This is a genomic window from Bradyrhizobium sp. S3.12.5 (genome assembly GCF_040548225.1).
In the GTDB taxonomy this organism is placed as follows: Bacteria; Pseudomonadota; Alphaproteobacteria; order Rhizobiales; family Xanthobacteraceae; genus Bradyrhizobium; species Bradyrhizobium cytisi.
In genome coordinates this window covers 38585-50612 of the sequence record NZ_JBEPRF010000013.1, presented here as the reverse complement: position 1 = coordinate 50612, position 12028 = coordinate 38585, and the positions used below count along the sequence as shown (strand labels likewise).

Below are 12028 nucleotides of genomic sequence, written 5' to 3'. Positions count from 1 at the left end.
CTGGAAGCCGGGTCGCTTATACGGGTTGCCAGACCCCGGGCAAACCGATATCTGAATGGCAAAACTCGGGGAAACAATAAGGAACGTTTGATTCTCCCGAGGCTCGTCCTGGCGGCCGCCCGGCCGCTATTTCGTTCTTGCGGTGTGGGGCCTAGCCGGAAATGGACTCTTTCGAACTGAACAAGATCCTCGGTGCCGTGCTCGGTACCTGTCTCGTTTTGCTGGTGACCAGCTTCACCGCGCAGGCGCTGTTCTCGCCAAAAATGCCGGAAAAGCCGGGCTTCGAGATCGCCGTGAAGGAAGAAGCCGGCGACAAGGGTGGCGCCGCCGCGGCCGCAGCCCCGTCCGAGCCGATCGAAAAGCTGCTCCAGACCGCCTCCGTCGAGAAGGGCGCCTCCGCCGCCAAGAAGTGCGCCGCCTGCCACACTTTCGAGAAGGGCGGCCCCAACCGGGTCGGTCCGAACCTTTACGGCATCGTTGGCGACCACCGCGGCGAAGGCCGCAACGGCTTCAACTTCTCGGCTGCGATGAAGGCCAAGGGCGGCACCTGGACCATCGACGAACTGAACAAGTTCATCGCCAATCCGAAGGGCGACATCCCCGGCACCGCGATGGGTTTTGCCGGCATTCCGAAGGACAGCGAGCGCGCCGATGTCATCGCCTATCTGAACAGCCTCTCCGACAACCCGAAGCCGCTCCCGACCGCGGCGAAATAAGGCTCCTCGGTCTCGATCTCAGATGTGCGGCCAGGCTGAAAAGCCTGGCCGTTTCCATATCTGGGCCTCGCGGCGTTGTTATCGGGGCGTTTCGCCGCAGCGAACCGCCCGGCGGGGCTTCCAAGATGAGGAAAAAGCAACATATTCGGTCGAAACCTCGCCTATATTGAGCACTTAAAGGGGTAACCTCCTTCAAGACAGGGATGTTGATTTGGCCATTACCCGACGCGATCTTCTGCTCACCAGCGCCGCTGCCGCGGTTATCCCCGCCCTCGGTTCCGCAGCCGGCGTTCCCGTCATCGGCGCGGCCGAGGCGCAATCGGTGGGTGAGCTATCTTCGAATGGCCTGCCCTGGCGCCATGCGCTGTCACTGTTCGGGAAGGTCAAGTATCCGGCCGACTTCAAGCGGTTCGACTACGTCAATCCGGACGCGCCCAAAGGCGGCTTCGCGCGCCAGATCGCCGTCGGTACCTTCGACAATTTCAATATCGTCGTATCAGGCGTGAAAGGGCAGGTCTCTGCTGCCGTCGCCTTCATCTACGAATCCCTCACGACCCCCGCGCTCGACGAGGTCTCGACCGAATACGGCGCGCTGGCCGAAGCCGTGAGCCATCCGGACGATTTCTCCTTCGTCACCTATCGTTTGCGGCCACAGGCGAAATGGCATGATGGCAAGCCTGTCACCGTCGAAGACGTGATCTTCTCCCTCGATTCCTTCAAGAAGCACCATCCGATGTACTCGGCCTATTACAGCCATGTGGCGAAGGCTGAGAAGGTCGGTGAGCGCGACGTGAAATTCGTATTCGATGCACCGGGCAACCGCGAACTGCCGCAGATCGTCGGGCAACTCACGGTCCTGCCCAAGCATTGGTGGGAGGGAACGGACGCGCAAGGCCGCAAGCGCGATGTCTCAGCGACCACGCTTGAAGTGCCCCTGGGCTCCGGCCCTTACAAGGTCAAGGAATTCGTTGCCGGACGGTCGATCGCGCTGGAGCGCGTCAAGGACTATTGGGGCCGCGACCTCGCCGCCAATGTGGGCCGTAACAATTTCGACGAGCTGCGCTACGAGTATTTCCGCGATGCCACTGTCGCGATCGAGGCTTTCAAGGCCGATCAGGTCGATTGGCGCACCGAGAACAGCGCCAAGAACTGGGCGACCGCCTACGAATTCCCGGCCGTGAGCGAAAAGCGCGTGATCCTTGAGGAGTTCGCCAATCGCAGCTCGGGCGTGATGCAGGCCTTCGTGCCAAACCTGCGCCGCGCCAAGTTCAGCGATCCCCGCGTTCGCCGTGCGCTCAACTTCGCCTTCGACTTCGAGGAGATGAACAAGCAGCTCTTCTACGGTCAGTACAAGCGCATCAGCAGCTATTTTGACGGCCTCGACGAGCTCATGGCGACGGGATTGCCAGAGGGGAAAGAGCTCGAAATCCTCGAGACGGTTCGCGCCCACGTTCCGCCCGAAGTCTTCACGACGCCCTACACCAATCCGGTCGGCGGCAGTCCGGAAGCAGTGCGCGACAATCTCCGCGAAGCGCTGCGCTTGTTCAAGGAGGCCGGCTACGAGGTGCGCGACCGCAAGCTGATCGACGTCAAGAGCGGCACCCAGTTCTCTCTTGAATTGATGAACTCAGATCCGAGCTTCGAGCGGGTTACCCTGTTCTACAAGCCGTCGCTGGAACGGCTCGGCATTGCCGTCAGCGTGCGGACGGTCGACCCGACCCAATACGAGAACAGGACGCGCGAGTGGGATTTCGACATCGTCACCAACTCCTGGGGCGAGTCGCAGTCGCCGGGCAACGAGCAGCGCGAGTTCTGGTCGTCGAAGACGGCCGACATCGCCGGCTCGCGCAATATCGCCGGCATCAAGAATCCGGCGATCGACAAGCTGATCGAGCGGCTGATCTACTCCAGGGATCGCGATGATCTCGTCGCCGCCACGAAGGCGCTGGACCGTGTGCTGCTGTGGAACCACTACGTCGTGCCGCAGTGGACCTATACGAAGGTGCGCACGGCGCGCTGGGATCGCTTCGGTCGGCCGGCGGAATTGCCCAAATACGGCCAGTCCGGCTTCCCATTCGTCTGGTGGTACGACGCAGACAAGGCGGCGCGGATCGCAAAGAAGTCGTGAAGGACATTTCCCGCATGGCGCAGCTTTCACGCCGGCATGTGCTGGTCCTCGGTGTCGGCGGCGCATTCAGCGCTGCCGCACCCCGCAACGCGGCGGCGTCCGAGGGGCCCGTCGAAGCCCACGGCATCTCGGCGTTTGGCGACCTCAAATATCCCGCCGACTTTCACCATTTCGACTACGTCAATCTCGACGCGCCGAAGGGCGGCGCGTTCTCGCTCATCCCTTCGGTGCGGGCCTACAACCAGTCCTATTTCACGTTCTCTTCGCTCAACGCCTACATCCTGAAGGGCGAGGGTGCGCAAGGCATGGACATGACGTTCGCGCCGTTGATGGCGCGCGCCAATGATGAGCCCGACGCGATGTACGGGCTTGCGGCAAAATCGGTGCGGATCTCGCCGGACAAGCTGACCTACACCTTCACGATGCGCCCCGAGGCCCGCTTCCATGACGGCTCCAGGCTTACGGCGCATGACGTCGCGTTCTCACTCAATACGCTGAAGGAGAAGGGCCATCCGCTGATTGTGGTGCAGCTCCGCGATTTCGTGAAGGCCGAGGCGCTCGACGACGCCACCGTGGCCGTCACCTTTGCGCCGAACCGCGCGCGCGACGTGCCGCTCTACGTGGCGAGCCTTCCGATCTTCTCGAAGGCGTATTACGCCACGCGCGCCTTCGATGAGTCGACGCTCGATACGCCGGTGGGGTCCGGGCCGTACAAGGTCGGCAGGTTCGAGGTCAACCGCTACATCGAATACGAGCGCGTCAAGGACTGGTGGGGCGCCGACCTGCCGGTCTGCCGCGGCAGCTACAATTTCGACACGGTGCGCTACGAATTCTACCGCGACCGCGACGTCGCCTTCGAAGGGTTCACCGGCAAGAACTATCTGTTTCGCGAGGAGCTCACGGCGCGCATCTGGGCCACGCGTTATGATTTCCCGGCCGTGAAGGACGGTCGCGTCAAGCGCGAGCAGCTGCCGGACGAGACCCCGTCGGGCGCCCAGGGCTGGTTTATCAATCTTCGTCGCAACAAATTCAGCGATCCGCGGGTGCGGGAGGCGCTGATCTACGCCTTCGATTTCGAATGGACCAACAAGTCGATCATGTACGGCGCCTATGCGCGCACCCACTCGCCGTTCCAGAACTCCGATATGATGGTATCCGGCCCGCCTTCGCCGGAAGAGCTCGCACTGCTGGAGCCCTTCCGTGGCAAGGTGCCCGACGAGGTATTCGGGCAGCCCTTCGTGCCGCCGGTGTCGGACGGCTCCGGCCAGGATCGCGCTCTGCTGCGCAAGGCGGGCGAGCTGCTAAACGACGCCGGCTACCTCATCAAAGACCGCAAGCGGGTGCTGCCCAATGGCGAGCCCTTCACGATCGAGTTCCTGAACGACGAGCAGTCGATCCAGCCGCATCACGGGCCTTACTTGAAGAACCTCGCGACGCTCGGCATCGACGCCACGTTCCGCCTGGTCGATGCCGTGCAGTACCGCGCGCGGCTCGAGGATTTCGATTTCGACATGACGATCGAACGCTTTTCGATGTCGGCGACGCCCGGAGACGCCATGCGGGCGTTCTTCTCCTCGCAAGCTGCCAAGACCAAGGGCTCGTACAATCTCGCCGGCATCTCCGATCCGATCATCGACGCGCTGATCGAGAAGATCATTGCCGCCCAGACCCGGGCGGAGCTGACGACGGCCTGCCGGGCGTTCGACCGCGTGTTCCGGGCCGGGCGCTATTGGGTGCCGCAATGGTATGCGAACTTCCATCGCGTGGCCTATTGGGACCAGTACAGCCATCCCGACAAACCGCCGAAATATGCGCAAGGCGTCGGTGCACCTGAGAATTGGTGGTCCGACCGCGCCAAGGCAGCCAAGCTCGAGCAGGCGAAATAATCATGAGCGCCTATATCGCCCGCCGCATCCTGCTGATGATCCCGACTTTGCTCGGGATTCTCTTCGTGTCTTTCATTGTCGTGCAGTTCGCGCCGGGCGGCCCGGTCGAGCGCGTGATCGCGCAGCTTTCGGGCGCCGACACCGGCGGCACCTCGCGCATCTCGGGCGGTGGCGACTTTGCGCAACGCGCGCCCGGACAGTTGGGCGCCGGAGGCGATGCCATCAACTCGAAATATCGTGGCGCGCAGGGCCTCGACCCCGACTTCATCAAGAAGCTGGAGAAGCAATTCGGCTTCGACAAGCCGGCACCGGAACGCTTCGCGCTGATGGTTTGGAATTTCGCCCGCTTCGATTTCGGCAACAGCTATTTCCGCGATGTCAGCGTGCTCCAGCTGGTCAAGGAAAAGCTGCCGGTCTCGATCTCGCTCGGCATCTGGCTGACGTTCCTGACCTATTTGATCTCGATTCCGCTCGGCATCCGTAAGGCGGTCAAGGACGGAACGCGCTTCGACACCTGGACGTCGACCGTGCTGGTGCTCGGCTACGCGATCCCCGGCTTCCTGTTCGCGATCCTCCTGATCATCCTGTTTGCCGGTGGCTCGTTCTTCAACTGGTTCCCGCTGCGCGGGCTGACGTCGGACGGCTGGTCGCAATTTCCCTGGTACTGGAAGATTATCGACTATTTCTGGCATTTGACGCTGCCGCTGATCGCGATGGGGCTCGGCGCGTTCACCACCATGACGTTCCTGACCAAGAACTCGTTTCTGGACGAAATTCGCAAGCAATACGTGATGACCGCGCGCGCGAAGGGCTGCAGCGAGAACCGGGTGCTCTATGGCCACGTCTTCCGCAACGCGATGCTCATTGTCATCGCAGGCTTTCCCAGCACCTTCATCCACGCCTTCTTCTCGGGCTCGCTTCTGATCGAGACCATCTTCTCGCTGGACGGGCTGGGACTGCTCAGTTTCGAAAGCGTTCTTAACCGCGACTACCCTGTGGTGTTCGGCACGCTCTTCATCTTTTCGCTCGTCGGCCTCGTGGTCAACCTCATCTCGGACATAACCTACATGTGGATCGACCCGCGGATCGATTTCGAGGCGCGGGAAGTCTGATGACGCTGGCCGCTCCCACCCCGATCGAGACCACCGCGAAGTCGCCGCTCGGCATCGCAGTGCCGATCACGCGCAAGCCGTTCGCGCCATCGCCGCTCAACAGACGGCGCTGGGATAATTTCAAGGCGAACCGGCGCGGCTACTGGTCGTTCTGGATCTTCATGATCCTTTTCGTGGTGTCCCTGTTCGCCGAGCTGATCGCCAATGATCGGCCGTTCCTCGTCAAATATGACAGCCATCTCTACTGGCCGGCCTTCGTCACCTATTCCGAGACGACCTTCGGCGGCGACTTCGAAACGGCGGCCGATTACCGCGATCCCTATTTGCAGAAGCTGATCAAGGACAAGGGTGGCAGCATCGTCTGGCCGCTGATCCGCTACTCCTACGACACCCACAATCTCGATCTGCCGACGCCGGCGCCGTCGCCGCCAACCTGGATGCTGACGGAGGCGCAATGCAAGCCTGTCGTCGAGAAGAAGGGCCTCAAAAGCTGCCGTGACCTCGAATACAACTGGCTCGGCACCGACGATCAGGGCCGCGACGTGGTGGCGCGCCTGATCTACGGCTTCCGCATCTCGGTGCTGTTCGGCCTCTGCCTGACCATCATCTCCTCCATCATCGGCGTCGCCGCCGGCGCGGTGCAGGGCTATTTCGGCGGCTGGATCGACCTGTTGTTCCAGCGTTTCATTGAAATATGGACTGCGATCCCGTCGCTCTATCTGCTGCTGATCCTGTCGTCGGTGCTGGTGCCCGGCTTCTTCGTGCTTCTTGGCATCCTGCTGCTGTTTTCCTGGGTGTCGCTGGTCGGACTTGTGCGCGCGGAATTTCTGCGCGGGCGCAATTTCGAATACATCCAGGCGGCGCGAGCGCTCGGTATTTCGAACTCCGTGATCATGTTCAAGCATTTGCTGCCGAACGCGATGGTCGCGACCATGACGTTCCTGCCGTTCATCGTGTCGAGCTCGGTGATGACGCTGACGGCCCTCGACTTCCTCGGCTTCGGGCTACCGCCCGGCTCGCCGTCGCTCGGCGAGCTGCTGTCGCAGGGCAAGTCGAACGTGCAGGCGCCCTGGCTCGGTTTCTCCGGGTTCTTCTCGGTCGCGATCATGCTGTCGCTGCTGATCTTCATCGGCGAAGCCGTGCGCGACGCCTTCGATCCGCGCAAGACGTTCAGGTGAAGGCGTGATATGATTTCCGGACGAGGTGGGTCATGAACAGAATCGTCAAGGAGCACTATCCGGCGTCACGTCTCCCCGAGGACTTGCGGGCAGGCGTCGATCCCGCGGCAACGGTTACCATTACGATCGAGCAGGAAGCTGCTTTGCAGGGCAGCGTCATGACCTTGGAAGAGATTTGGGCTTCCAGGACGCCCCCGTTCAAGACGGCCGGAGAAATCGACAACGAGCTTCGACGCCAACGAGATGAATGGGATGACTGAACGCCTCATCTACCTCGATGCAAACGTCTTTATCTACGCGGTTGAGGGAGGTGGCGAGATAGCCGATCCTCTGCGCAGCCTGTTCGATTTGTTTCGTACACGGCGCGCTATCGGCGTCACGAGTGAGCTGACGTTAGCTGCAGTGTTGGCAGGAGCGATCGATGTGCGTCGGCGGACGTATCTCAATCTGATTGTTTGGAGCCGCATCTTCGATCTTCAGCCGGTAACACGAGACGTCCTGGTCGAAACTGCCGAATATGGGAAACATTCGGGCATGCCAAGATTGCCAGACGCCATTCATGTCGTAACCGCGATCCGTGCCGGGTGCCGCTCCATCCTATCGGCTGATGCGAGACTCCGGCTGCCAAACGGCTTCTCCCTGATCCTACCCAATCGCGATAATTTGTTGCGCCTGGTCGGAGAAATAACTTAGTGGACGCAATCAACCAGCCCCTGCTTGCCGTGCGCGACCTCTCGGTGGCCTTCCACCAGGGCGGCAACACGACGCTTGCGGTCGACAAGGTCTCGTTCCAGATCAAGCGCGGCGAATGCGTGGCACTGGTCGGCGAATCCGGATCCGGCAAGTCGGTCAGCGCGCTCTCGATCCTGAAACTGCTGCCCTACCCCAGCGCTTCGCATCCCTCTGGCAGCATCCGCTTCAAGGGCCAGGAGTTGATCGATCGGTCCGAACGGGAGATGCGGGAAATTCGCGGCAGCGACATTTCCATCATCTTCCAGGAGCCGATGACCTCGCTCAATCCGCTGCACACGATCGAAGCGCAGATCGGCGAGATCATTCAGCTGCACAATCCGACCAGCAATACGCGGGCGCGCGAGCGGACGCTGGAGCTGCTGACGCAGGTCGGCATCCCCGAGCCGGAGACGCGGCTGAACAGCTATCCGCACCAGCTCTCCGGCGGTCAGCGTCAGCGCGTCATGATCGCGATGGCGCTTGCCAACGAGCCTGACCTGCTGATCGCGGACGAGCCGACCACGGCCCTCGACGTCACCGTGCAGGCGCAGATCCTGACGCTGCTCGCCGAGATTCGTGCGCGGCTTGGCATGAGCCTGCTCTTCATCACCCACGATCTCGGCATCGTGCGCCGCATCGCCGACACCGTCTGTGTCATGAAAGGCGGCGAGATCGTCGAGCAGGGGCCGGTCGAGCAGGTCTTCAGGACTCCCAAACATCCCTATACGCGCGATTTGCTGGCGGCCGAGCCGAAGCCGGATCCGGCGCCACCACAGCCGGATGCGCCGGTGGTGATGTCGGCCGATGATCTCAAGGTGTGGTTTCCGATCAAGCGCGGCCTGATGCGCAAGACGATCGGTCACATCAAGGCGGTTGATGGTGTCAGTGTTGCCGTGCGCAAGGGCGAGACGCTCGGGGTTGTGGGCGAATCCGGCTCGGGCAAGACCACGCTGGGACTCGCGCTGCTGCGATTGATCTCATCGAACGGACGCATCGTGTTCCTGGGCAAGGACATCCAGGGCCTGCGTTTCAAGGAGATGCGGCCGTTCCGGCGCGACATGCAGATCGTGTTCCAGGATCCGTTCGGCTCGCTCAGCCCGCGCATGTCGATCGCCGACATCATCGCCGAAGGCCTCTCTGTGCATCAACCGAAGCTGTCACGCGACGAGCGCGAGGCGCGCGTCGTCAAGGCGCTGGAGGACGTCGGGTTGAAGCCGGACACCCGCTACCGCTATCCGCATGAATTCTCCGGCGGCCAGCGCCAGCGCATCTCGATCGCGCGCGCGGTGGTGCTGGAGCCGGATTTCGTCGTGCTGGACGAGCCGACCAGCGCCCTCGACATGCTGATTCAGGCGCAGATGGTCGATCTGCTGCGTGAATTGCAGCGCCGGCGCGATCTCACCTACATGTTCATCTCGCACGATCTGCGCGTCGTCGCCTCGCTCGCAAGCCATCTCATCGTGATGCGCGGCGGCAAGGTAGTCGAGGAAGGCCAGGCGGCCGAGCTGTTCAAGAGCCCGAAAACCGACTACACGCGGGCGCTGTTCGCGGCGGCGTTCCGGCTTGAAACGGCGGGCAACGGATCGGTGGCGACGTAGGTCTCGTCAGAGCCGCTTGATCGCGATGATCTCGCTACCCGCCTGCTTGATCCGTGCGAGAGCCGGCTCGATAGCTTCGAGCACCGTCGCCATATGGTGCGCATTGGCGTGAACCATCGTGCTGCCATCGCGCACGATGGCGACGTGGCCCTTCCAGAAGATCAGATCGCCGCGTTGCAGCTTGCTCCGCTCGTGCGGCTCCAGCGCGCGGCCGAGTCCGGCCAGCTGCATGTCGCTGTCGCGCGGGCAACCGATGCCGGCTGTCGTCAGCGACACCTGCACCAGGCCCGAACAGTCGATGCCAAGGCTGCTCTTGCCGCCCCAGAGATAGGGCGTGCCGACGAAGCGCTCGGCGACGGCGACGAAATCCGGCTCGCGATGATCGAGCGGGGCGAGATGGGTCTTCGGCAGGAATGTACCCTCGCGCGCGACGGCGAAGCTGCCGTCCTCGCGCACGATCGTGAGCTTCGATCCCAGGACCAGCGCGTCGACCGGCGGCAGCTTGATCGAGGGACCGGGGAAGGCAAGTGTTCGCAGCGCACTGACCTTGTGTGTCGGCGCGGCGGTCGGCTTCATCAGCGCCGCATCGGGGAGCCAGCCGACATAGCCGTCGCCATTGAGCTGGCCCCAGGCCCAGCCTTCGCCGTTGCGATCATAGACCGTGACGCGCTCGCCGCGCAGCGCCTCCGTCATCAGCATCGCGTTCGATGACGGCTGCTCGCGCACGGCTGCGATCGGCCCGATCACCTCGAATTCCTCGCCGGTGACGAAACGATCTGCCTGCACCTTGCCTTCGAGATATTTGGCGGCGAGGTCGCCCCGCGCCGGTGTCAACCGCGGATCATGCATAGCGCTCGCTCAGCACCTTGTAGATGGCGCGGGCGGCCTGGCATTCGCCGCCCTCGGGACGCGCCGGCTTGGCCGACGGCGTCCAGCCATAGATGTCGACATGCAACCAGCTCCTGGCGTGCTCGACGAAGCGCTGCAAAAACAGCGCGCAGGTGATCGAGCCGGCAAAGCCGCCGGAAGGCGCGTTGGTGATGGTGGCGGTCTTGGAATCCAGCCACGCATCGTAGGGCGGCCACAGCGGCATGCGCCACAAGGGATCGTTCTCCTTCACCGCGCAGCGCGCAACGTCGGCGGCCAGCGTCTCATCATTGGTGTAAAAGGGCGGTAAATCCGGCCCCAGCGCGACGCGCGCGGCGCCGGTCAGCGTGCCCAGATCGATCAGCAGCTCAGGCTTCTCCTCGTCGGCCAGCGCCAGCGCGTCGGCGAGCACCAGCCGGCCTTCCGCATCGGTATTGCCGATCTCGACGGTGATGCCCTTGCGGGAGGTGAAAATGTCGAGCGGACGGAAGGCGTTGCCGGAGACCGCGTTCTCGACCGCCGGAATCAGCACGCGCAGGCGCACCTTCAGCCTCGCATCCATCACCATGCGCGCCAGTGCCAGCACGTTGGCGCCGCCGCCCATGTCCTTCTTCATGATCAGCATGCCGCTCGACGGCTTCAGATCGAGCCCGCCGGTGTCGAAGCAGACGCCCTTGCCGACCAGCGTCACCTTGGGATGGCTGGGATCGCCCCACGTGACGTCGATCAGCCGCGGCGCACGGTCCGAGGCCATGCCGACGGCGTGGATCAGCGGAAAGTTCGTTCTGAGATCCTCGCCGATGGTGCATGCGTAGCTTGCGCCGAACTCAGCGGCGAGCTCTTGCGCGGCCGCGGCCAGCTCCTCCGGCCCCATGTCGTTGGACGGCGTGTTGATGAGGTCGCGCGCCAGCATCGCGGCATCCGCCATGCGGTTGATTTCGGCGGGGTCGATGCCGTTAGGCGGCACCAGCCGGACGTCGGGCCTGTCGGCCTTGCGGTAACGGGCGAAGCGGTAGCTGCCGAGCGCGAAGGCGAGTGCCGCCAGTCGTGCATCGTGCGGTGCATTGGCAAAGCGATAGGTGCCGGGCGGCAGCAGGCCGGGCAATGCGCCCGGCCGGAACGGATCGCGCGATCTGGCATCGTCGTCCTCGAGCCCGAACAGCACTTGCGCGATGGTGCCGTCGGGCGCGGGCAGTGCGAGATAGCCACCCGGCTTGGCGGCAAAGGCGCTCGCCGTGGCGAACTGGCGTTGCGCCGGCGGCAGCGTCTCGCGCACGGCATCCCAGCTCGACTTGGTGACGAAGGTGATCGGGGTGGCAGTCGTGGACGTCTCGAAGACGGAAGGCATTGGCGGGTCCGCAAGGTCATTCGGTTGGAGGAGACTTCGCAGAGTTTTGCGGTGGCTGCAATCGGCATTGCGGTCACCGCCCGGTGAGCCGCTACTCGCAGCGAGGGAGCCGTGCTAGGTTCCGGCAGCGGTTGCCAGATTGCGCAGAGAACGCCGGTGACCGAAGACGAAGCGTGCCGGGAGGAAATTGCAATGGAATTTGTGTGGGGCGTGATCACATTCATCGGCCAGGCCATCGAGGCCGTCTTTGGCTATGTCGAGCATCACCACTGGGTCTTCGCGTTCCTCGCCGGCGGCTACGTCTTCTATCTCCATGACCGGTCGATCCATGCGCGGTTCAATGCGCTCGACAAACGTATTGACGAGATCCGCAAGCGTCTCGCCATCGAATATTGATCGCATCAGCGAAACCATCCGCTGATTGCGCGCGTATGTCGTTTGAGAACTGCCGTTCACGAGCGGG

Annotated in this window: 11 protein-coding genes; 9 read left to right on the top strand and 2 right to left on the bottom strand. The window is 62.9% G+C overall.

The window, feature by feature from the left end:
- Window positions 1–161 precede the first annotated feature (161 nt).
- The 8 genes from ABIC09_RS20290 (at window position 162) to ABIC09_RS20255 (ending at window position 9350) form a co-directional block, all read left to right on the top strand.
- A complete protein-coding gene (locus ABIC09_RS20290) occupies window positions 162–716 on the top strand; it encodes a c-type cytochrome (protein ID WP_354110328.1) in 555 nt (184 codons plus the stop codon).
- 211 nt (window positions 717–927) lie between these two features.
- Entirely contained in the window at window positions 928–2844 is a 1917-nt protein-coding gene (locus tag ABIC09_RS20285; RefSeq protein ID WP_354110327.1) for an extracellular solute-binding protein, read from the top strand.
- 14 nt (window positions 2845–2858) lie between these two features.
- Entirely contained in the window at window positions 2859–4730 is a 1872-nt protein-coding gene (locus ABIC09_RS20280; protein ID WP_354110326.1) for an extracellular solute-binding protein, read from the top strand.
- 2 nt (window positions 4731–4732) lie between these two features.
- Window positions 4733–5842: a microcin C ABC transporter permease YejB gene (locus ABIC09_RS20275; protein ID WP_354032429.1), complete on the top strand. Its 1110-nt coding sequence runs from the start codon at window positions 4733–4735 to the stop codon at window positions 5840–5842.
- Window positions 5842–7020: an ABC transporter permease gene (locus tag ABIC09_RS20270; protein WP_148755294.1), complete on the top strand. Its 1179-nt coding sequence runs from the start codon at window positions 5842–5844 to the stop codon at window positions 7018–7020. The genes ABIC09_RS20275 and ABIC09_RS20270 overlap by 1 nt, the downstream gene beginning before the upstream one ends.
- Window positions 7021–7052: 32 nt before the next feature.
- Window positions 7053–7280: a hypothetical protein gene (locus ABIC09_RS20265; RefSeq protein ID WP_148755293.1), complete on the top strand. Its 228-nt coding sequence runs from the start codon at window positions 7053–7055 to the stop codon at window positions 7278–7280.
- Window positions 7273–7713, top strand: coding sequence for a type II toxin-antitoxin system VapC family toxin (locus tag ABIC09_RS20260; protein ID WP_354032428.1), 441 nt, complete (start codon window positions 7273–7275; stop codon window positions 7711–7713). The genes ABIC09_RS20265 and ABIC09_RS20260 overlap by 8 nt, the downstream gene beginning before the upstream one ends.
- Window positions 7713–9350, top strand: coding sequence for an ABC transporter ATP-binding protein (locus ABIC09_RS20255; RefSeq protein WP_354085604.1), 1638 nt, complete (start codon window positions 7713–7715; stop codon window positions 9348–9350). Before ABIC09_RS20260 ends, ABIC09_RS20255 begins: the two co-directional genes overlap by 1 nt.
- Window positions 9351–9356: 6 nt before the next feature.
- On the opposite strand, the gene ABIC09_RS20250 is transcribed toward ABIC09_RS20255, so the two are convergent.
- Entirely contained in the window at window positions 9357–10199 is an 843-nt protein-coding gene (locus tag ABIC09_RS20250) for a C40 family peptidase (protein WP_354110325.1), read from the bottom strand.
- Window positions 10192–11565 (bottom strand): leucyl aminopeptidase family protein, encoded by a 1374-nt coding sequence (locus ABIC09_RS20245; RefSeq protein ID WP_354110324.1) that lies wholly within the window; start codon window positions 11563–11565, stop codon window positions 10192–10194. The genes ABIC09_RS20250 and ABIC09_RS20245 overlap by 8 nt, the downstream gene beginning before the upstream one ends.
- A 192-nt stretch (window positions 11566–11757) precedes the next feature.
- Here ABIC09_RS20245 and ABIC09_RS20240 point away from each other — a divergent pair, with 192 nt between their 5' ends.
- Entirely contained in the window at window positions 11758–11961 is a 204-nt protein-coding gene (locus tag ABIC09_RS20240) for a hypothetical protein (RefSeq protein ID WP_148755289.1), read from the top strand.
- Window positions 11962–12028 lie beyond the last annotated feature (67 nt).